Genomic DNA, 19924 nt, shown 5'->3' with positions numbered 1-19924 from the left:
CATGACTGACAACAACGAACTGATCCGCCTCTCCGCCGCCGCGCTCGCCGAGAAGCTGGCAGCCCGCGAGATCACCGCCGTCGAGGTCACCCAGGCGTACCTGGACCGCATCGCCGCCGTGGACGGCAAGGTCCACGCCTTCCTGCACGTCAACGCCGACGAGGCGCTCGCCGTCGCCGCTGAAGTGGACGCGATCCGCGCCGCCGGCGGTGCCGCCGCCGAAGAGCTCCACGTCCTCGCGGGCGTGCCGATCGCGGTCAAGGACCTCATTGTCACGATCGGGCAGCCCACCACGGCCGGCTCGAAAATCCTCGAAGGCTGGCACAGCCCGTACGATGCCACGGTCGTCGAGCGCCTGCGCGCCGCCAAGATGCCGATCCTGGGCAAGACCAATCTGGACGAGTTCGCGATGGGCTCCTCCACCGAACACTCCGCCTACGGCCCCACGCGCAACCCGTGGGACTTGGACCGCATCCCGGGCGGCTCCGGCGGCGGCTCCGCTGCCGCCGTCGCGGCTTTCGAAGCCCCGCTGGCCCTCGGCACGGACACCGGCGGCTCCATCCGCCAACCCGGCGCCGTCACCGGCACGGTCGGCGTCAAGCCCACCTACGGCGGCGTCTCCCGCTACGGCGCCATCGCCATGGCCTCCTCGCTGGACCAGATCGGCCCGGTCTCCCGCACCGTGCTGGACTCGGCCCTGCTGCACCAGGTGATCGGCGGCCACGACCCGCGCGATTCCACCTCGCTGCCGGACCCGCTGGAGGACCTTGTCGCCGCCGCCCGGACCGGCCACGTCGAGGGCATGAAGATCGGTATCATCAAGGAGCTTCACGGCGAGGGCTACCAGGCCGGCGTCGAGAACCGCTTCAACGAGTCCCTTGAGCTGCTCAAGGCCGCCGGTGCCGAGATCGTCGAGGTCTCCTGCCCCAACTTCAAGTACGCCCTGGGCGCCTACTACCTGATCATGCCCTCCGAGGCGTCCTCCAACCTGGCCAAGTTCGACGGCGTCCGGTACGGCCTGCGGGTCCTGCCCGAACATGGACCGATGACGATCGAACGGGTCATGGGCGCCACCCGCGCCGCCGGCTTCGGCGATGAGGTTAAGCGCCGCATCATCCTGGGCACCTACGCCCTGAGCGCCGGCTACTACGACGCCTACTACGGCTCGGCCCAGAAGGTGCGCACTCTGATCCAGCGCGACTTCGACGCCGCATTCGCCAAGGCCGACGTGCTGATCTCCCCGACGGCCCCCACCACGGCCTTCAAACTCGGCGAGAAGCTCAACGACCCGCTGGCGATGTACCTCAACGACGTCGCCACCATCCCCGCCAACATGGCAGGCGTTCCCGGGCTCTCCCTGCCCGGCGGCCTGGCCGACGAGGACGGGCTGCCGGTCGGCATCCAGCTGCTGGCACCGGCCCGCCAGGACGCCCGGCTCTACCGCGTCGGCGCAGTCCTGGAATCCCTGCTCGAGGCACAGTGGGGCGGACCGCTGTTGGACAAGGCTCCTTCACTGACGGCTCCTTCCCTTTCTGATTCTTCACCGGCTGCTTCAACGGCTGGCGCCGCTTCGAGCCACGGAGGTTCACACTAATGACTGACGCAACCCTCAGCTTCGAAGAGGCGATGGAGAAATACGATCCCGTTCTGGGCTTCGAGGTCCACGTGGAGCTCAACACCAAGACGAAAATGTTCTCCTCCGCGCCGAACGTCTTCGGCGACGAGCCGAACACCAACGTCAACGAGGTGGACCTCGGCATGCCCGGCGTGCTGCCGGTGGTGAACAAGACCGCGATCGAGTCCTCGATCAAGATCGGCTTGGCGCTGAACTGCAAGATCGCCGAGAGGTGCCGCTTCGCCCGGAAGAACTACTTCTACCCGGACACCCCGAAAAACTTCCAGACCTCCCAGTACGACGAGCCCATCGCGTACGACGGTTACCTGGACATCGAGCTCTCCGACGGCACCATGTTCCGCGTCGAGATCGAACGCGCGCACATGGAGGAGGACGCCGGCAAGCTGACCCACATGGGTGGCGCCACCGGCCGCATCCAAGGCGCGGACTACTCCCTGGTGGACTACAACCGCTCCGGCGTGCCGCTGGTCGAGATCGTCACCAAGCCGATCGAGGGCGCCGGCAGCCGCGCGCCCGAACTCGCCAAGGCCTATGTGGCCGCTGTCCGCGAAATCGTCAAGAACCTCGGGGTCTCCGACGCCAAGATGGAACGCGGCAACGTCCGCTGCGACGCCAACGTCTCGCTGCGCCCGCACGGCCGCGAACGCTTCGGCATCCGCTCGGAAACCAAGAACGTCAACTCGCTGCGCGCCGTCGAACACGCCGTCCGCTACGAGATCCAGCGGCACGCCGCCGTCCTGGACTCCGGCGAGCCGGTCACCCAGGAGACTCGACACTGGCACGAGGACACGCGGACTACGACGTCGGGCCGGGCCAAGTCCGACGCCGACGACTACCGCTACTTCCCGGAACCTGACCTGGTCCCGATCACCGCGTCCCGCGAATGGGTCGAGGAACTCCGGGCCACCCTGCCCGAGCCGCCGGCCGCCCGCCGCAAGCGGCTGCAGGCCGACTGGGGCTACTCGGACCTGGAGTTCCGCGACGTCGTCAACGCCGGCGTCATGGACGAGATCGAGGAAACCATCGCCGCCGGCGCCACCGCCACCGTGGCCCGCAAATGGTGGATGGGCGAGATCGTCGGACGCGCCAAGAACGCCGACGTCGATCCCGGCCAGCTCGGCGTCGCACCGGCCACCATCGTGGAACTGAACCAGATGGTCGAAGACGGCAAGATCAACAACAAGATGGCCACCGAGGTCCTCGACGGCGTGCTCGCCGGCGAAGGCACCCCGGCGGAAATCGTGGAGAAGCGCGGCCTCGCCGTGGTCTCCGACGACGCACCGCTCCTGGAAGCGATCGATGCGGCTCTCGCCGCGCAGCCCGGCGTCGCGGACAAGATCCGCGGCGGCAAGATCCAGGCGATCGGCGCGATCGTCGGCGCCGTCATGAAGGCCACCCGCGGCCAGGCCGACGCCGGCCGCGTCAAGGAGCTGATCCTGGAACGCCTCGGCGTCTAAGGCTAGGTCCTAGCCGCCCACTAAATCGGTCATGATGGTCTGCAGTGCTTCGCAGACCATCATGACCGATGTGCGTTTAAGGTTCTCCGGCCTGGCCAGAAGGTCGATCCGGCGCCGGGTGCTGATGCCTTCCAGCGGACGCAGCACAATGTCCGGATTCAACACAGGCCGTGCGGTGTGCCGCGGCAGCAGGCCGATCACGCCGCCGGCCGCCACGAGTGCCGCCACGGTGGAGTAGTCGTTGATGCGGTGCACAATGTTCAGTTCACGGCTGGAGACCGCCGCGACGGCGGAGAGCACGTCCGCGGGGGAGTAGCCGGCGCGGCTCGTCACCCACGGTTCGCCCACGACGTCGTCGGCCGTCACCGCCCGCTGGCCGGCCAGCCGGTGCCCGGCCGGCAGGGCCACGTCCAGCGGCTCGTGCGCGAGCGGGATCACCGCGACGCGTTCCTCGGGCCAGCGCGGGCTGTGATCCATCCGGTGCGCCAGGACCAGGTCGTAGCGGGCCGTCAGGGCCGGGAAATCCTGCTGGGCGACGTCCTCGTCGGAGAGCAGGATCCGGGGTTGGCCGGGGCCGTCCAGGAGCCGGGCCAGCGGCGCGAACAGCGCCTGCCCGGCACTGTGGAAACCGCTGAGCGTCACCGGCGCCACCGGCGAGCCGTGGTAGGCGCCGATCGCCATCTTCGCATCCGCCATCGCGCTGACCACCGCTGCTCCGGCGTCCGCCAGGACCTGGCCGGCCTCCGTGAGCACCAGGTTCCGGCCCTCCTTGCGGGTCAGCGGCACCTCAACGGACTTCTGTAGCGCGGCCAGTTGCTGGGACACGGCCGACGGCGTCACGAGGAGGGTTTCGGCGACGGCCTTGACGCTGCCCAAGGCTCCGAGTTCGCGCAGCATCTCCAGCTGGTGGATTTCCATGCCAGCCATTCTATGCAATAGCAATTCCTAATTCGTCGATTGAGAAAAATTCGGTTGTGCTAATGCTTTCTGGTGGGTCTAATGGGGTGAGTTGTCCCACAAGCCCGTGCCGCACGGCGGAACAGAACGCGCGGAGCGAATCTCACAGTTAGGAAGGCCCATGAAGGCTCTCTACAAGGCCGGCGCCCACGCAGGGTTCGAGCTCGTCGACCGTCCCGAGCCGAAAACCGGCCCCGGCGATGTCAAGATCCGCGTCATGACGACCGGCATCTGCGGCACCGACCTGCACATCCAGGCCTGGGACGCCTGGGCGCAAGGCATCATCAACGCCCCCCTGATCGCCGGCCACGAGTTCTACGGCGAGGTCGTGGAGACCGGGGAGGACGTCCTTGACGTCAAGGTGGGGGACCGGGTCTCCGGCGAAGGCCACATCGTCTGCGGCATCTGCCGCAACTGCCGCGCCGGCCGCCGGCAGATGTGCATCAACACCGTCAGCGTCGGTGTCCAGCGTGACGGCGCCTTCGCCGAGTACGTGGTGATCCCCGAGACCAACGTCTGGGTCCACCAGGACCCCTCCGTCACGCCGGAACTCGGCGCCATCTTCGATCCCTTCGGCAACGCCGTGCACACGGCCCTGAGCTTCCCGCTAGTCGGTGAGGACGTCCTGATCACCGGCGCCGGACCCATCGGGCTGATGGCAATCGCCGTGGCCCGGCACGCCGGCGCGCGCAAGATCGCGATCACCGACGTCTCCGCTCCCCGGCTGGAACTGGCCCGCAGGCTCGGCGTCGACCTCGCGATCGACGTCTCGAAGATGCGGGTCAAGGACGCCCAGCGCGAACTCGGCATGCGCGAAGGCTTCGACATCGGCATGGAAATGTCGGGACACCCCACGGCACTGCCTGAGATGATCGACAACATGAACCACGGCGGCCGGATCGCAATGCTGGGACTGCCCAGCCAGTCAATCGACATCAACTGGGGCAAGGTGGTCACGCACATGCTGACCATGAAGGGCATCTACGGCCGCGAAATGTTCGAGACCTGGTACGCGATGAGCGCCATGCTCTCCTCCAACCCGGTCTTGCACGCGACCATCTCGGCCGTCGTCACGGACACGCTGCCGGCCACCGACTGGGAAAAGGGTTTCGAGGTGGCCCGCGCCGGCGTCGGCGGCAAGGTGGTCCTCGACTGGACTGTTTTCTAGGCCAGCAGTTTTCAGGCCCGTTCCACACCGCCCTTCCAGACACCACATTTTGCCCCCGCATCCAACCAGCTGAGGAGCCAACCCATGTATTCAGCCATCAAGGACCAGCTGCAGCACGAACTCGATGAGATCCGCAGCGCCGGACTGTTCAAGACCGAGCGGCACATCGACTCGCCGCAGGCCAACCGCATCAAGGCCGGGCAGATCGGCGAGTCCGGCGCCGACGTGCTGAACTTCTGCGCCAACAACTATCTGGGCCTCGCCGACCACCCGGACATCATCGCCGCGGCGAAGACCGCAATGGACGAGCGCGGCTTCGGCATGGCCAGCGTGCGCTTCATCTGCGGCACCCAGGACCTGCACCTGGCCCTCGAGCAGCGCGTTTCGGCGTTCCTCGGCACCGAGGACACCATCCTGTTCTCCAGCTGCTTCGACGCCAACGGCGGCGTGTTCGAGTCCCTCTTCGGCCCGGAAGACGCCGTCATCTCCGACGCCCTGAACCACGCGTCCATCATTGACGGCATCCGGCTCTGCAAGGCCCAGCGCTTCCGCTACGCCAACCAGGACATGGCTGACCTCGAGGCAAAGCTGATCGCGGCCACCACGCAGGAGAACCCGGCCCGCCGCAAGATCATCGTCACGGACGGTGTCTTCTCGATGGACGGCTTCCTGGCGCCGCTCGAAGCGATCTGCGACCTCGCGGAAAAGTACGACGCCCTTGTGATGGTGGACGATTCCCACGCGGTGGGCTTCATGGGCGCCACCGGTGCCGGCACGCCGGAACACGCCGGCGTCTCGGACCGCGTGGACATCTACACGGGCACGTTCGGCAAGGCCCTCGGCGGCGCGTCCGGCGGCTACGTCTCGGGCCGCGGCGAGGTCGTGGCGATGCTCCGCCAGAAGGCCCGCCCGTACCTGTTCTCCAACTCGCTGGCCCCGGCGATTGTCGCGGCCACACTCACGGCCCTGGACCTCGTGGAGAACTCCGGCGAACTGCGCGGCAAGCTCTTCGCGAACGCTGAGCTCTTCCGGAACCGCATGAGCGAGGAAGGCTTCGACCTGCTCCCCGGCGAGCACGCGATTGTCCCGGTGATGTTCGGCGACGCCGTCATGGCGGCCAAGGTGGCCGACGCCATGCTCCACAACGGCGTCTTCGTCACGGCGTTCAGCTACCCGGTGGTGCCCAAGGGCGCCGCACGGATCCGCGTCCAGCTTTCCGCCGCGCACAGCTCCGACGACGTCGAGGCCTGCGTCCAGGCGTTCGTGCGCAGCCGCGCGGCGGTGGCTGCAGCCTAGGGCGGATCCCTGAGGCCGGGCCCCACGCTGAACAGCAAGGGGACCGGCCTGGCCCGGCCTTGCTCGTTCATCCCGGCTTCCTCCACTTGCTTGTCCGCGGGACATGCCCAGCTACCGCAGCGAGGACTGGACATAATGCCACTATGTCCAACGGCCACGACCAACGAAGGGCATGTCCCGTGCCGGCCCGCAGCAACGAGGGACGTGTCCAGTCGTGCGGACCAGGGAAGGGCATGTCCTGGGCTGGCACGCGGCAACGAGGGACGTGTCCAGCGGTTCAGGACCAGGGAAGGGCATGTCCAGTGATCGGAACGTGGATATGGCACGTCAGCCATTTTCGAACGATCCACTGGCGCCTTTGTCGGCTACTGCGCGGCGTAGTCAGGGCGCCGGATCGGGACTTCGATGAACTGATCTACGTCATTCACCACAAGTTCTGGGGTAAAGGCTACGCAACCGAAGTCGGCCAGAAGATGCTCGCCTACACCTTCGAAAACTCCACGCTCCGCTCAATCTCCGCGACAATCGATCCAAATAACCAGGATTCCAAGAAGGTCGCCGCCAAACTCGGATGGTGGAAACAACATTCGCCGACAACCCCGTGAGCCACTGGACTCTTCAACGCCCCGGGACCTAATAGGATCGCTGTCGTGACGGAGCGCGTCCCGGCGAGTCTTGAAGGTTGCACATGACAGACGTGCCGACCCTTTGTCACAAAAGTGACCAGCAGGCTTCTCTAGTCAGTGAATAATCCCGGTCTTAAATTGAGTGTCATCACTCGTTTCTAGCCGGGGAGTTACGGTGTTTATTGGGGGAAATGCGGCGCACGCTGCAACATCAGATCGATCTGCAGGTGTGGTGATGGCGACGTGGGGAAGATTTGATCTGATCTATTTGCCTGCCATACCTCTGGTCGTATCCTCCGGGTTCCTGTGGCTGAGCCGACCCGAACGATGACCGGCATGAGGAAGTGGATAGCTGCCCACCGCAAGTTGGTCGTACTGCTGGGAGGCGCAGTTGTGTGGGTCGCCGGGATAGCCCTCTTCGTCAGCTGGGGACACCCGCTGGATAAGACGCTCATGAACGCTGCGTTGTGGGCAGTCTTTATGGCCGGCTCCTTGACCTTCCAAGCACGCCGGGAACGCAAGGCCGCCACCAAACTCGACGCCCAGGGCGCGATTCTGGCCTACGTCCGCTACCCGGATTCACGTCCCGGATCCCTCAGCGGTATCTGGAATATGGGCGTCGCCACGTTCGACGGGCCCACGACTATGAAGTTTCAGCCAGCCGTCTATGACACGCTCGAGCCTTCCGGGCGACCCACCACGTTCAGCGCCCTGGCGACAAGGTCCTCCGAGCCCAGAAGAATCGACCGGAAGGAACAGAAATATGTCACCCATCAGGGTTTCCAGGCTATCGGACTCACCGCCGACAAAGGAGACATCGAAGTGGCCGCCCGGCCCGAATCGCTCCGAAGGATCCTCGACGTCGTTACCGGCTCCCCGGGGCCTTAATGAGTCGGGGTGGGTGTGGCTCACACCGATTCGTTCTGACCGGAGTCCGCCAACGTGATCCCACCTACGGACCAGTTCTCGCGTGGAACTTCGTGAAGGACGACGCGGATAGTGTCCGGCCGTATGCCCATGATCTGGGCGTACGTGGCTGTCAGGCCCGCCAGCAGTTCGCGCTTTTGTCCGTGGGCGATGGGGACGCGTTATGAACCTCGATGATTGGCATCTGCCGAGTCTGGCGTGATCGGTCCCAGAAGCGCCGCAGACCAGTCAGTTGTGAACCTGGGACGTATTGTCTGGGAACTGGGCCATGAGTTCCCGGATCCGCGCCCTGCGCCGCCGCTCCCAGGCTGGTAACCAGATTGCCAGGACCAGAAACAGTACGCCGCAGACCACTCCGAACCAGGGATGCTCAGGGCTGTCGAAAATCAGGAAGACCGCCAGCGCGGTGAACAGGCCGAACACCAGAGGCGCAACCCACACCGTGTGCCGGTCCCGGATGAGGATCCAGATCAGCTCGGCTTCCCACTGTTCGGCCGATGCCTGCTCCGGCAGCTGCCCGGTGGAGATGGCCTTCTGGATGTTCGCTGGGGTGGGCGACCCGGGAGGGAGGTTCCGCTCCTTCGCTTGAACGCGGCGGCCGAACCACACAACGAAGATTCCGATGGCCACACCGAAGGCGCTGGTAAAGGCGACATCCTCCGCCACGACCTCCTTGCCCCTGAGGTATCGCATGCCCAGCTGGATGGCAGCCCATCCCACTGCGACGACGAGCGCGATCAGCCATCGAGGGGCGCGGCGGAGCAGTTCCTGCCAGCGGCCCGTGGAGTTGTTGGTCACCAATTCTCCCCGCCGGACGTCATGCCATCCGGGAAGCGACGATGGTCCCACCCACCATGAACCAGATTCCGACGAAGGCAAACATGGCCCCAAAGATGCGGACGAACTTGGGGTTGGCGAAGAACGACTTGGAGTAGTCCACGCCCATGGGCTTGTAGTCCTTGACCAACGACGCATACGCGCGTGCCGAACCGCGGAGATCGGAAGCCAGCACCAACCCGAGCACCACCGCCGTGAGTCCCAGCGCGCCCATGCCCCAGGGCATCACCGGGTTCAGGCGGCCTTGTCCGGAGGAAACCGTGGCCGCCACGGAGACGAAGACCACCCCAAAAACAATCAAGTAAGCGATCAGGCAACCCTTCACCGGTTGCGGCAGCTTCATCATCGAACGCCAGAACTTCAATTGGTCCCCAATCCGATAGTCGACTACTGCGGCCACCCTAACCCGTCGAAGCCGCAGGGCCTAGGAAATGCCTGACGCGACAATCTGCAAGGATGGGACCATGTCAGCTCATTACGATGTCGTAATTGTCGGCGGCGGTATCGCCGGTCTGTCCCTTGCCTCCACCCTGGCCGGGCAATGCAGCGTGGCCCTGATCGAAGCCGAGCAGACCCTGGCCTACCACACCTCGGCCCGCTCGGCCCGGCAACTGATTCCCAGCTACGGCCCGCCCGTGGTCCAGGAACTGACCGTCCGGACCCTGGACCTCATCGCCGCCCAGGACACCGAACGCCCGGAACCGGTGCTCACGCCGCGCAGCTTCCTGCTGATCGGGGACGAGGCCTCCGTCCGGGCGGAGGCCAGCGGCCACATGCGCCGGATCACCCACGCCGAGGCACTGGATCTGTGCCCGGCCCTCCTTCCGGACTCGTTCAGCGCAGCCGGCCTGGACACCGGATCCTTCGCCTGCAACGCCCCCGTGCTGCTCGAGGACCACCGGCGCCGGGCCGAGGCGGGAGGCGTGGACATCATCACCGGCGCCAGGGTCCATTCGGCCCAGCGCCTGGGCACCGGCTGGGAACTGGGCGCAGGGCAGGAAGGCTTCCAGTCCGCCGTCGTGGTCAATGCCGCCGGCGCCTGGGCGGACGAGCTCGCCGTCCTCAGCGGCGTCGAGAAGCTGGGCCTGCAGCCGTACCGGCGGACCGCAGCGATCGTCGACGTCGAGAATCCCCTCCCGGAAGCCTGCCCGATGGTGGCGGCGGCCGATGACAGCTTCTACTTCCGGCCCGATGACGGCCAGGTCCTGATCTCGCCCGCGGAGCACGTGCCCAGCGGCCCCGAGGACGCCCGGCCCTATCCCGGCGACATCGAACGGCTTGTGGCCCGGCTCAACGCGATCACGACGCTCGGGATCCGGAGCGTCATCACGGCCTGGACGGGGCTGCGGACGGAGGCGGCCGACGGCGTCCCGGTGGCGGGGTTCGACGCCGAGGCCACCGGATTCTTCTGGCTCGCCGGTCAGGGCGGGTACGGTTTCCAGACCTCATCCGCCATTGCGGAGCTGGCCGCCGGCCTGATCCTGGCCGGTCAGGGGCCCGCCGCCCCGGCCGCGGCCCGGACCCCGGCCGTGTCCCCGTCTGTGCCCCCGGCGCGGGACGCTAGTCCGGCATCCCGGACAGCGGAGGCGCTGGCCGCCACCCGCTGGTCCATCCGGCGCTAAAGAATGGTTCTATGAGCACCCTGATCACCAACATCGCCGAACTGATGACCCAGGACGCGGAACACCGCGTCCTCCGCGACGCGGCAGTGGTGATCGAGGGGGAACGGATTTCCTGGCTCGGCCCCGCAGCGGATGCTCCGGCGGCCGACGAGGCCGTGGACGCCGGCGGCCGGGCGCTCCTGCCGGGGTGGGTCGATTCGCACACCCACCTGATCTTCGCGGGGGACCGCACGGCCGAGTTCGAGGCCCGGATGGCAGGGCAGAGTTACAGCGCCGGCGGCATCGCCGTGACCACCGGCGCCACCCGGAGCACGAGCGACTTCGACCTCACCCGGCTGGCGATGGGCCGCGTTGCGGAGGCCGTGTCGCAAGGCACCACCTACCTCGAGACCAAAACAGGCTACGGACTGGACGTCGAGAACGAGGCCCGCAGCGCCCGCATCGCCTCGACCGTGGCGGACGAGGTGACCTACCTGGGCGCGCACCTTGTGCCCGCCGGGATGGACGCGGAGGAATACACCGAGCTGGTCTGCGGGCCGATGCTCACCGCGGTCCGGCCCTATGTCCGCTGGGCCGACGTCTTTTGCGAGCAGGGTGCCTTCAATGAGGACCAGTCCCGCCGGGTGCTCCAGGCCTGCAAGGCCGCCGGGCTGGGGCTTCGCGTCCACGGCAACCAGCTGGGCGAGGGCCCCGGTGTCCGGCTGGCGGTGGAAGTCGGCGCCGCGAGCGTGGACCACGTGAACTATCTCTCGGCCGCGGACGTCGATGCTCTCGCCGCCAGCTGGTCCGGTTGGGACGCCGCCGGCGGCAACGGCACGCGGGGCACCGTTGCCACCTGCCTTCCAGCCTGCGATCTTTCCACCCGGCAGCCGCTGGCCCCGGGACGGGAACTGCTCGACGCCGGCGTGCAGCTGGCGCTGGCGTCCAACTGCAACCCCGGCACGTCCTACACGAGCTCCATGGCGTTCTGCGTCACCACCGCCGTGCTGCAGATGCGGCTCAGCGTCCACGAGGCGGTGCGTGCCGCGACCTACGGCGGCGCGCTGGCCCTGGGGCGGGAGTCCGGGAACGACGTCGACGGCGAACGCGCGGTGGGCTCGATCGCCGTCGGACACCGCGCGGACCTGCACCTGCTGAACGCGCCTTCGGCCACGCACCTGGCCTACCGGCCCGGCATCCCCCTGACGCACGCAGTGTGGCGGGCCGGCCTGGCGCAGCCCGTCCGTTAATCAGCCCGTCCGTTAATCAGCCCGTCCGTTAGCCAAGCGGTCCACTAGTCCTGGCTAGAAAATCATGGGCGGAGCGTCGAGGACGGTCTCGTCCACGCGCCTCTTCTCCCACTGCGTGAAGGGCTTGTCGAGCTCGTACTTGTCGCGCGCCGTGCGCAGCAGCGTACGGACCTCGGCGTTCTCCGGGTTGTTCAAGGACTCGAAATATTCCACCGACCAGTGGAACCAGCGCATGCAGAACAGCCGCATGGTCAATCCGTGCGTCACGAACAGCGCGTTCGGGGCATAGCTGGGCTTGGACCAGTGCCGGTGCAGGGTTTCCATGAAGGACGAAATCCTGTCGTACACATCGGAACCGGACTCGCCCTCCCGGAAGCGGTAGAAGAAGTGCCCGTAGGCGTTGCGGAGCTCCTTCTGGTCCTCGATGTCGCCGGCGATCTGAAAGTTCGCCCAGTCCTGTTCGCGCAGGCGCGGTTCCTCGATCACCCGCTCCACGAGCGGGCCGAGGTTGAGCGCCTCGAGGGTCTGGTAGGCGCGCAGGTACGGGGAGACGTAGACGCACACCGGGCGGCCGTCCAGCTGGCGCCGGACCTCGTCCCCGGCCGCTGTGGCCTGCTCCAGGCCCAGGGGTGTCAACGGAATCCGGTAGTCCGGAACACGGTTGTAGATCGAGGTATCGGCATTGGCCGCAGACTGGCCGTGCCGGATCATGATGATTTTCCGGGGCGCACTCATATTCCCCAAGCATAGGGCTCCCAAAAAGGCCGGTGGTGCCGGCGCGGCCGGCACCACGTGGGCACCAGCAAACTATCGGCAACTGCAGGCAAGATAGAATCATGTTGGTTCCCTCCCGCCGTCGGCTGCGGTTCGAAATGTTGATTGTCCTGGGGTTGTCGCTGGGGCAGTCCGCGGTCTACTCCCTGGTGCAGCTGCTGGACAAGATGACCACGGCACCGCTGGCCCAGGGGACGTCCACGCTGAACCGCTCCCAGAGCCCGCGCGAATACTTCGACCTCACCTATCAGATGCTGGACATCTTCTTCGCGCTGGTCCCGGTGGCCCTGGTGATCTACTTCCTCACCGAACACTGGCCGGCCGGAGAGCGCGGTACCTCGGCGTTCCATAAAATCGGCTTCGACTTCGCCCGCCCCGGCAAAGACCTCCTGCAGGGGCTGGGGCTCGCCGCGCTCATCGGCATTCCGTCCCTCGGGCTCTACGCCGCCGGCCGGGCGCTGGGGATCACGACGTCGATCATCCCCAGCGCGCTGGACCCGTACTGGTGGACCGTGCCGGTGCTGGTCCTGTCCGCGATCCGGCACGGAATCGTGGAGGAAGTGATTGTGGTGGGCTACCTGCTGGACCGGCTCGGGAAACTGGGCTGGAGCGTGCCGGCGGCAATCGCCGCCAGCGCCCTACTCCGCGGCAGCTACCACCTGTACCAGGGGTTCGGGCCGTTCATAGGCAACGCGATAATGGGCGTCGTCTTCGCGCTGGTCTACACGCGGACCAAACGGGTGATGCCGCTGGTGATCGCCCACGCCATCCTGGACACCGTGGCGTTCGTGGGATTCAGCCTGTTCGGCAAGGCCGTGGGCCTGGGCTGAGTACTTGGTCCGGCACGACTGGGCCGGCTTTTAAATAATCTCGGCCGCCGTCTCCTAGGTGACATCGTTGGCACCTAAGAGATGGCGGCCGAAGCGTGGGGCAGGTGGAGTCTTAGATCGTGACCGCTCCGGAGGCGGTCTCGAAGGTGACAGAGAGGATGCCGGGAGTACCGTGCGGCGCGATCCAGTTCACGGCGACGTCTTCCAGCGGCTTTTCCACCGGCTCGCCCAGCCACTCCGTCACGCGCGCGGCCGAACCGGCAATGGTCAGCGCGGACATCTTGACTTCGCTCGCGTAGGCGTTGGACGGGTGCAGCTCCGGGTCGCCCTCCCACTTGAGCATGTAGGGCACCTGGGGGTCGGCGATGAGCCCCAGGATCCCGATCTGCTTCCAGACCAGTTCGCGGCCGTCGGGAAACTTCCGGTTGCCGTTCACAGCCGCGCGGCCGAGCCGCTCCTCGAACGGGGCGAGATCGTCAACCTCGACGCACCAGCCCATCCAGCCGCCGCCCGCTTCGGAGCGCGCCCGGACTGCCTGGCCGAAAGGGGCCTTGTCAGATGCCGGGTGGTTCAGGACCTCCACGACTTCCAGGTACTTGTGTCCCGCGAGCGGGATAATCATGTTGCGTGTCCCGAAACGGGGGTGCACTCCACCCTTCACGGCTTCGACGCCGAGGGCAGACGCAATTCGTTCAGTGGTGGCTGCCAAGCCATCGTGTTCACAGGCGTAAGAGACGTGATCCATGCGCATGCCCTCATCTTGGCACTTTGTGATGGACCTCTCAGCTTAGGCACCCCTAACCGTCATGGGATGTCCCGGCGCACCTGACGCGCCCGCCCCGGGAGCCGCCGCCACTGCAACCTTCTTCATCTTCGTCACAAAGCTATCCAGGGCTCCGCCGCCATTCCTACACTGAAACCAGGTCATGAGTGCCAGCGCACAGCCCCGGCTTGCTGGCCGGCAACCCTCGTAACGCGGTGGGGTGCCCCGGGTGAAGACCTGGCCGTCCGGCGCCCGCCGGAGGGCAAGCGCGGCGCCTCTGCCGGTCTGGGCCTCAAGCCCCGCCCGGTGCTGTGCCCAGTTCTTTGAGGAGCATCAATGTCCAACGCCTGGTCCTTCGAAACCCGCCAGATCCACGCCGGCCAGGAGCCGGACAGCGCCACCGGTGCGCGTTCCCTGCCGATCTACCAGACGACGTCGTTCGTGTTCCCGAGCGCCGAAAGCGCCGCGAACCGCTTCGCGCTCGCCGAACTCGCCCCCATCTACACCCGGATCGGCAACCCCACCCAGGACGCCGTGGAACAACGCGTGGCCAGCCTGGAAGGCGGCCTCGCGGCCCTGCTGCTCAGCTCCGGCCAGGCGGCGGAGACCTTCGCGATCCTCAACATCGCCGAGGCCGGGGACCACATGGTGGCCAGCCCCAGCCTGTACGGCGGAACCTACAACCTGCTCGCCCACACGCTGAAGAAGTTCGGCATCTCCGTGACCTTCGTGGAGGACCCGGACAACCTGGTGCAGTGGCGCGATGCCGTGCGGCCCAACACCAAGCTGTTCTTCGGCGAAGTGGTCTCCAACCCCCGCCAGGACGTCCTGGACATCGAGGGCGTCTCCCGCGTGGCGCACGAGGCCGGCGTGCCGCTGGTGGTCGACAACACGCTCTCCACCCCCTACCTGATCCGGCCGATCGAGTGGGGCGCGGACATCGTGGTCCATTCCGCCACCAAGTACCTCGGCGGGCACGGCGCCGCAATCGCCGGCGTGATCGTGGACTCCGGCAACTTCGACTTCGGGAAGGACCCGGAGCGGTTCCCCGGCTTCAACACCCCGGACCCCACCTACAACGGTCTGGTCTACGCCCGCGACCTCGGAGCCGACGGCGCGCTGGGTGCGAACCTCTCCTACATCCTCAAGGCACGGGTCCAGCTCCTGCGCGACCTCGGCTCCGCGGTGTCCCCATTCAACGCCTTCCTCATCGCCCAGGGCATCGAAACGCTGAGCCTGCGCGTCGAGCGCCACGTGGCCAACGCCACGAAGGTGGCGCAATGGCTGGAGGGGCGGGACGACGTCGAATCGGTCGCCTACGCCGGGCTGCCGTCCAGCCCCTGGTACGAGCGCGGCCGTAAGTACGGGCCCAAGGGGACCGGCGCCGTCGTGGCGTTCAACATCGCCGGGGGAGCGGAGGCCGGCAAGCGGTTCGTCGATGCCCTCGAACTGCACTCGCACGTCGCGAACATCGGCGACGTCCGTTCCCTGGTGATCCACCCGGCGTCGACCACCCACAGCCAGCTCTCGCCCGAACAGCAGAGCATCGCCGGCGTGAATCCCGGGCTGGTGCGGCTCTCGGTGGGCCTGGAGCACATCGACGACATCCTCGCGGACCTCGACGCCGGATTCCGCGCAGCCAAGTCCGCCTAAGTTAAACGGCCAGGTAAACCTGACGGCCGGCGGCCGGTCTCCCTTGAACGGGACGGCCGGCCGCCGGGCTGTCAGATGGCAGGGCTGTCACATGGAAGTCACAATCTTCGTGATTTCCGCACCCTCTTTCGTAGACTCGTACCAGGTCATGAGTGCCAGCGACAGCCCCGGCTTGCTGGCCGGCAACCCTCCTTTTGCGGCGGGGTGCCCCGGGTGAAGACCTGGCCTGCCGGTCAGCTGACGGCAGGCAAGCGCGAAGATAGGTCCTCACATGACGATTGCCGTCACCCGCACGGGTGTTCCCGAAACCAAGCCATCCCGCAACCCGCACGGAACCGTCCAGTACGTCAGGATCGGTGACCTGCAGCTCGAATCGGGGATTCCCCTGCCGGATGTGGTCCTCGCCTACGAGACGTGGGGGACCCTGAATGCTGATGCCTCCAACGCCGTCCTCATTGAACACGCCCTGACCGGCGACACGCACGTAACCCGCGGCAACAGCGAAGAGCCCGGCTGGTGGGAACAGCTCGCCGGACCCGGGGCCCCCGTGGACACGGACAAGTACTTCGTCGTTTCAATCAACATCCTGGGCGGCTGCCACGGATCCACGGGACCCTCCACGCCGGCCCCGGACGGGCGCCCCTGGGGATCGCGGTTCCCGCTCGTCACCCTGCGGGACACCGCCGCCGCGGAGGCGCGGCTGGCCGACGCCCTGGGCATCGGCTGCTGGTACGCCGTGCTGGGCGGCTCCCTCGGCGGCGCGCGCGCCCTTGAATGGGCCGTCACGTTCCCCGGCCGGGTCCGGCGCTGCGCCGTGATTTCCGTCGGCGCCAGCAGCACAGCCGAACAGATTGCCTTCGCGCAGGCCCAGACCCTGGCCATCCGCCAGGACCCCCACTTCAACGGCGGAAACTACTACGGCGGCCCGGAACCCGAAGCAGGGCTCGCCCTCGCCCGCCGCATCGCACACATCACCTACCGCTCAGCGGCCGAACTGGACGGCCGGTTTGGCCGGAAGGCGCAGGAGCCCGAGGCGCCCCTGGAATCCGGATCGCTGGCCGGACGCGGGCGCTACCAAGTGGAGAGCTACCTGGACCACCAGGGCAGCAAACTGGTCCGGCGCTTCGACGCGAACAGCTACATCGCCATTACCGAAGCCCTCATGAGCCACGATGTCTGCCGGGGGCGCGGAAGCCTCGAGGAGGCCCTGGCCCCGGCCACCGCCGAGTTCCTGGTGGCGGCCGTGGACTCGGACCGCCTGTATTTCCCGGCCCAGTCCCGTCAACTGGCCGAGGCCCTGCCGGGCGGCCCGGAAGTGCACATCATTGAAGCGCCGATCGGCCACGACGGCTTCCTGACCGAAATCGGCCAGCTCAGCGGACAGCTACGGGAGACCTTCTTCGGCCACTAGACCACCTCGGTTGTGCATTTTTGCAGATGCGCTCTGCACTTCTGGCCGTTGATGCTCAGGGCGGGAGCGTCCATACTCATGGGGAATGACGCCATGTGCCCTACATCACGGGCGTCCTCAGCCCAATGGTCCACAGGGTGTCGATGTAGACACCGAAGGAGTCACGATGAGTACGGATAACGCCGCTAGGCGCGCTGAAGAGCCAGACGTCAAAACGTCAGGCCTGAGGAAAGTAGTAACGGCCTCCATGGCCGGCACGGTCGTGGAATGGTACGAGTTCTTCCTCTATGCCTCCGCCGCCACCCTTGTGTTCGGCAAGCTGTTCTTCCCGAACACCGGTTCGGAGCTGGACGGCATCCTCGCCGCCTTCCTCACCTACGCGGTCGGCTTCATTGCCCGCCCGATCGGCGGCATCGTCTTCGGCCACTTCGGCGACAAGTTCGGCCGCAAGCAACTGCTCCAGCTGAGCATCATCCTTGTCGGCGTGGCCACCTTCGCGATGGGCTGCCTGCCGACCTTCCAGCAGATCGGCTACTGGGCTCCGGCCCTCCTGGTCTTCCTGCGCTTCGCCCAGGGCTTTGCCGTCGGCGGTGAATGGGGCGGCGCAGTCCTCCTCGTCGCCGAGCACAGCCCCAGCAAGTCCCGCGGATTCTGGGCCAGCTGGCCGCAGTCGGCGGTTCCGATGGGCAACCTCCTGGCCACCGCCGTCCTGTTCACCCTCTCCGCCACGCTGTCCTCCGCCGACTTCCTCAGCTGGGGCTGGCGTGTGGCCTTCTGGCTCTCTGCTGTGATCGTGATCGTCGGCTACTACATCCGCACTAAGGTCCAGGACGCCCCGATCTTCCTGGAGGCCCGCAAAGAGGTCACCGTTGAGAACAAGGGCTACGGCGTCGGCGAAGTCTTCCGCCGCTACCCGCGCGGCGTCTTCACCGCCATGGGTCTGCGCTTCGCGGAGAACATCCTCTACTACCTTGTGGTCACCTTCTCCATTACCTACCTGAAGGTGATTGTCCAGACGGACACCTCGCGGATCCTGCTGCTGCTGCTCGTTGCGCACCTGGTCCACTTCGCCGTGATCCCGATGGTCGGCAAGCTCTCCGACGCCTACGGCCGCAAGCCCGTCTACATGGCCGGCGCTGTCCTCGGCGGCACCTGGGGCTTCTTCGCCTTCCCGATGATGGACACCAAGAACGATCTCATCATCCTCGCGGCCATCACCATCGGCCTGCTGTTCCACGCCCTGATGTATGCCGGCCAGCCGGCGCTCATGGCCGAGATGTTTCCGACCCGCATGCGCTACTCGGGTGTTTCGCTCGGCTACCAGGTCACCTCGATCGTGGCCGGTTCGCTGGCTCCGATCATCGCCGTTGCCCTGCTGAGCCAGTTCAAGTCCTCCACCCCGGTGGCGATTTACCTCCTCGGCGCCTGTGTGGTCACGATGGTGGCCGTGTACTTCCTCAAGGAAACCCGTGGGATCTCCCTGCGAGACGTCGACGCCGCCGATGCCCGGGGCACGGCCGATCTCCTCGCCGCCTCCAAGAAGTAGGCAAGAAGTAACGTCGAATTAAAACGGCAACAGCCCGGGTCCCGCACTGCGCGGCCCGGGCTGTTGGCATTTGTGCCAGCCTGCTCAGCCGGCCAGGACGGCTCCGCCTGCCAGGACTGCTCAGCCTGCCAGGACTGCTCAGCCTGCCAGGACTGCCTGGCGGGCGGCAATCTCGGTCCGGATCGCCTCCAGTACGGCCTGCACGGGAGCGGAGCGCAGCGACTCGGGCCTGGCCACTGCCCAGATGGGCAGCTGGCGCTGGAAGTCGTCCGGGAGCACCGGAAGGAAATCGGGGCTTCCGACCACCAGGAAGTTGGGGAGCAGGCCTATCCCTGCGCCCCGCCGGACGGCCTCGAGCTGGGCGAAGACGCTGGTGGCCTGGAAGCTGGACCGCGGCACCGGCAGCTGCGTGGAGCGGTGACCCAGCTCGGCCACCTGGAGCGCCGATTCCACGTAGGAGACAAAGCCGTGCTGCCCGACGTCGTCGAGCGTTGCCGGAAGGCCGTGCTCCTGCGCATATCCGGGACTGGCGTACAGCCTGAGGAAATAGTTGCTCAGGAAGATGGCCTGGGCGTTGGCGGTCTCCATGTTGCCCACCACCACTTCCAGGTCCACGCCTGAGCGGTTTTGGCTGACCTTGCGTGTGGCACTGAGCAGCTCGACGTTGAGCAACGGATTCGCCCGCTGCAGGCGCACCAGGGCCGGGGCCAGGAACTCGGCGCCGAAGCCGTCCGGGGTGCTGATCCGGACAAGGCCGGAGACCACGTCACCGGACCGGGCAATGCTGCTGGATAGGGCACCGAGCGTGCCCTCGATGGCCTCCGCAGCCGCGACGGCCTGGCTGCCAAGATCGGTCAGCTCCCAGCCGTGCGGGCTGCGTTCCAGCGTCCGGCCGCCGAGCTGCTTGTCCAGGGCCAGGACACGGCGGGAGATGGTGGTGTGGGTCGTGCCGAGCGTCTCCGCCACCGCGTTGAACCGGCCGAGCCGTGCCACAGTCAAAAGGATCAGCAGGTCATCGGGGCTCGGAAGCCGGCGCAAGTCCACTTTTTGTCCCTCTTCAGTGAGTGTGTCGTCAACGGATGGGGGAGCCACAGCCGACAGTGTGCATTTGTGCACATGGCATCTGTAATTTTTTCCCTTGATTGCACTCTATCAGGGGTGTGATGGTGGACACAGGGACGCCGGGTTTTCG

The 19924-nt window shown here is 66.6% G+C and carries 18 protein-coding genes and 2 riboswitches; of the genes, 12 read left to right on the top strand and 6 right to left on the bottom strand.

Translation table 11 applies throughout. The features are described 5' to 3' along the window. The first annotated feature begins 1 nt into the window (after position 1). Entirely contained in the window at positions 2 to 1594 is a 1593-nt protein-coding gene (gene gatA, locus M2428_RS11685; protein ID WP_277526125.1) for an Asp-tRNA(Asn)/Glu-tRNA(Gln) amidotransferase subunit GatA, read from the top strand. Beyond that, entirely contained in the window at positions 1594 to 3093 is a 1500-nt protein-coding gene (gene gatB, locus M2428_RS11680) for an Asp-tRNA(Asn)/Glu-tRNA(Gln) amidotransferase subunit GatB (RefSeq protein WP_277526124.1), read from the top strand. The genes gatA and gatB overlap by 1 nt, the downstream gene beginning before the upstream one ends. A gap of 9 nt (positions 3094 to 3102) precedes the next feature. Here gatB and M2428_RS11675 read toward each other — a convergent pair whose 3' ends face one another. After that, positions 3103 to 4011 carry a LysR family transcriptional regulator gene (locus tag M2428_RS11675; protein WP_277526123.1) on the bottom strand — a complete coding sequence of 303 codons (909 nt, stop codon included), beginning with the start codon at positions 4009 to 4011 and terminating at the stop codon, positions 3103 to 3105. Between the two features lie 160 nt (positions 4012 to 4171). Between M2428_RS11675 and tdh the strand changes: the two genes are divergently transcribed. The 4 genes from tdh (at position 4172) to M2428_RS11655 (ending at position 8028) form a co-directional block, all read left to right on the top strand. Continuing rightward, complete coding sequence (tdh, locus tag M2428_RS11670) at positions 4172 to 5218, top strand: L-threonine 3-dehydrogenase (RefSeq protein WP_277526122.1); 1047 nt, start codon at positions 4172 to 4174, stop codon at positions 5216 to 5218. A gap of 84 nt (positions 5219 to 5302) precedes the next feature. Then, entirely contained in the window at positions 5303 to 6514 is a 1212-nt protein-coding gene (locus M2428_RS11665) for a glycine C-acetyltransferase (protein WP_277526121.1), read from the top strand. 302 nt (positions 6515 to 6816) lie between these two features. Further along, positions 6817 to 7119: a GNAT family N-acetyltransferase gene (locus M2428_RS11660; RefSeq protein ID WP_277526120.1), complete on the top strand. Its 303-nt coding sequence runs from the start codon at positions 6817 to 6819 to the stop codon at positions 7117 to 7119. Positions 7120 to 7476: 357 nt separating this feature from the next. After that, positions 7477 to 8028 carry a hypothetical protein gene (locus M2428_RS11655; protein ID WP_277526119.1) on the top strand — a complete coding sequence of 184 codons (552 nt, stop codon included), beginning with the start codon at positions 7477 to 7479 and terminating at the stop codon, positions 8026 to 8028. Positions 8029 to 8295: 267 nt separating this feature from the next. On the opposite strand, the gene M2428_RS11650 is transcribed toward M2428_RS11655, so the two are convergent. Continuing rightward, positions 8296 to 8865, bottom strand: a complete 570-nt coding sequence (locus M2428_RS11650; protein ID WP_277526118.1) for a hypothetical protein — start codon at positions 8863 to 8865, stop codon at positions 8296 to 8298. Positions 8866 to 8884: 19 nt separating this feature from the next. Continuing rightward, positions 8885 to 9268: a hypothetical protein gene (locus M2428_RS11645; protein WP_277526117.1), complete on the bottom strand. Its 384-nt coding sequence runs from the start codon at positions 9266 to 9268 to the stop codon at positions 8885 to 8887. A gap of 100 nt (positions 9269 to 9368) precedes the next feature. On the opposite strand from M2428_RS11645, the gene M2428_RS11640 reads away from it, so the two are divergent. Together M2428_RS11640 and hutI are read left to right on the top strand one after the other, a co-directional pair. After that, positions 9369 to 10526, top strand: a complete 1158-nt coding sequence (locus M2428_RS11640) for an FAD-dependent oxidoreductase (protein WP_277526116.1) — start codon at positions 9369 to 9371, stop codon at positions 10524 to 10526. Between the two features lie 11 nt (positions 10527 to 10537). Beyond that, positions 10538 to 11755, top strand: coding sequence for an imidazolonepropionase (hutI, locus tag M2428_RS11635; protein WP_277526115.1), 1218 nt, complete (start codon positions 10538 to 10540; stop codon positions 11753 to 11755). A gap of 54 nt (positions 11756 to 11809) precedes the next feature. Here the strand turns inward: hutI and M2428_RS11630 are convergent, their stop codons facing one another. Continuing rightward, positions 11810 to 12490, bottom strand: coding sequence for a histidine phosphatase family protein (locus tag M2428_RS11630; protein ID WP_277526114.1), 681 nt, complete (start codon positions 12488 to 12490; stop codon positions 11810 to 11812). 101 nt (positions 12491 to 12591) lie between these two features. Between M2428_RS11630 and M2428_RS11625 the strand changes: the two genes are divergently transcribed. Further along, positions 12592 to 13359 carry a type II CAAX endopeptidase family protein gene (locus tag M2428_RS11625; protein WP_277526113.1) on the top strand — a complete coding sequence of 256 codons (768 nt, stop codon included), beginning with the start codon at positions 12592 to 12594 and terminating at the stop codon, positions 13357 to 13359. A 112-nt stretch (positions 13360 to 13471) separates the two neighbouring features. Here the strand turns inward: M2428_RS11625 and M2428_RS11620 are convergent, their stop codons facing one another. Further along, positions 13472 to 14110, bottom strand: coding sequence for a VOC family protein (locus tag M2428_RS11620; protein ID WP_229993759.1), 639 nt, complete (start codon positions 14108 to 14110; stop codon positions 13472 to 13474). Between the two features lie 171 nt (positions 14111 to 14281). Further along, a riboswitch (SAM riboswitch) is annotated at positions 14282 to 14397 on the top strand. A gap of 61 nt (positions 14398 to 14458) precedes the next feature. Here M2428_RS11620 and M2428_RS11615 point away from each other — a divergent pair. From M2428_RS11615 to M2428_RS11605, 3 genes are all read left to right on the top strand, one after another. After that, the gene (locus tag M2428_RS11615) at positions 14459 to 15775 is read left to right on the top strand and encodes a bifunctional o-acetylhomoserine/o-acetylserine sulfhydrylase (protein WP_277526112.1); all 1317 of its coding nucleotides are present in this window, start codon (positions 14459 to 14461) and stop codon (positions 15773 to 15775) included. 144 nt (positions 15776 to 15919) lie between these two features. Next, positions 15920 to 16035, top strand: a riboswitch (SAM riboswitch). Positions 16036 to 16046: 11 nt separating this feature from the next. Beyond that, positions 16047 to 17186: a homoserine O-acetyltransferase gene (locus M2428_RS11610; protein WP_277526111.1), complete on the top strand. Its 1140-nt coding sequence runs from the start codon at positions 16047 to 16049 to the stop codon at positions 17184 to 17186. 166 nt (positions 17187 to 17352) lie between these two features. Continuing rightward, positions 17353 to 18732, top strand: coding sequence for an MFS transporter (locus tag M2428_RS11605; protein WP_277526110.1), 1380 nt, complete (start codon positions 17353 to 17355; stop codon positions 18730 to 18732). Positions 18733 to 18870: 138 nt separating this feature from the next. Here the strand turns inward: M2428_RS11605 and M2428_RS11600 are convergent, their stop codons facing one another. Continuing rightward, on the bottom strand, positions 18871 to 19770 hold the full coding sequence (locus tag M2428_RS11600; RefSeq protein ID WP_277526229.1) for a LysR family transcriptional regulator: 900 nt from the start codon (positions 19768 to 19770) through the stop codon (positions 18871 to 18873). Between the last annotated feature and the right edge of the window lie 154 nt (positions 19771 to 19924).

Source organism: Arthrobacter sp. ES3-54 (genome assembly GCF_029504395.1).
GTDB lineage: Bacteria > Actinomycetota > Actinomycetes > Actinomycetales > Micrococcaceae > Arthrobacter.
The sequence above is the reverse complement of the archived record's forward strand: the minus strand, read 5'-3'. Positions and strand labels throughout refer to the sequence as shown.

Excerpts from the sequence above, each read along its gene's own strand:
- M2428_RS11610 (WP_277526111.1), top strand. The coding sequence starts at position 16,047 with ATGACGATTGCCGTCACCCGCACGGGTGTTCCCGAAACCAAGCCATCC.
- tdh (WP_277526122.1), top strand. The coding sequence starts at position 4,172 with ATGAAGGCTCTCTACAAGGCCGGCGCCCACGCAGGGTTCGAGCTCGTC.
- M2428_RS11615 (WP_277526112.1), top strand. The coding sequence starts at position 14,459 with ATGTCCAACGCCTGGTCCTTCGAAACCCGCCAGATCCACGCCGGCCAG.
- hutI (WP_277526115.1), top strand. The coding sequence starts at position 10,538 with ATGAGCACCCTGATCACCAACATCGCCGAACTGATGACCCAGGACGCG.
- gatB (WP_277526124.1), top strand. The coding sequence starts at position 1,594 with ATGACTGACGCAACCCTCAGCTTCGAAGAGGCGATGGAGAAATACGAT.
- M2428_RS11605 (WP_277526110.1), top strand. The coding sequence starts at position 17,353 with ATGAGTACGGATAACGCCGCTAGGCGCGCTGAAGAGCCAGACGTCAAA.
- M2428_RS11655 (WP_277526119.1), top strand. The coding sequence starts at position 7,477 with ATGAGGAAGTGGATAGCTGCCCACCGCAAGTTGGTCGTACTGCTGGGA.
- M2428_RS11630 (WP_277526114.1), bottom strand. The coding sequence starts at position 12,490 with ATGAGTGCGCCCCGGAAAATCATCATGATCCGGCACGGCCAGTCTGCG.
- gatA (WP_277526125.1), top strand. The coding sequence starts at position 2 with ATGACTGACAACAACGAACTGATCCGCCTCTCCGCCGCCGCGCTCGCC.
- M2428_RS11625 (WP_277526113.1), top strand. The coding sequence starts at position 12,592 with ATGTTGGTTCCCTCCCGCCGTCGGCTGCGGTTCGAAATGTTGATTGTC.
- M2428_RS11665 (WP_277526121.1), top strand. The coding sequence starts at position 5,303 with ATGTATTCAGCCATCAAGGACCAGCTGCAGCACGAACTCGATGAGATC.
- M2428_RS11640 (WP_277526116.1), top strand. The coding sequence starts at position 9,369 with ATGTCAGCTCATTACGATGTCGTAATTGTCGGCGGCGGTATCGCCGGT.
- M2428_RS11675 (WP_277526123.1), bottom strand. The coding sequence starts at position 4,011 with ATGGAAATCCACCAGCTGGAGATGCTGCGCGAACTCGGAGCCTTGGGC.
- M2428_RS11620 (WP_229993759.1), bottom strand. The coding sequence starts at position 14,110 with ATGCGCATGGATCACGTCTCTTACGCCTGTGAACACGATGGCTTGGCA.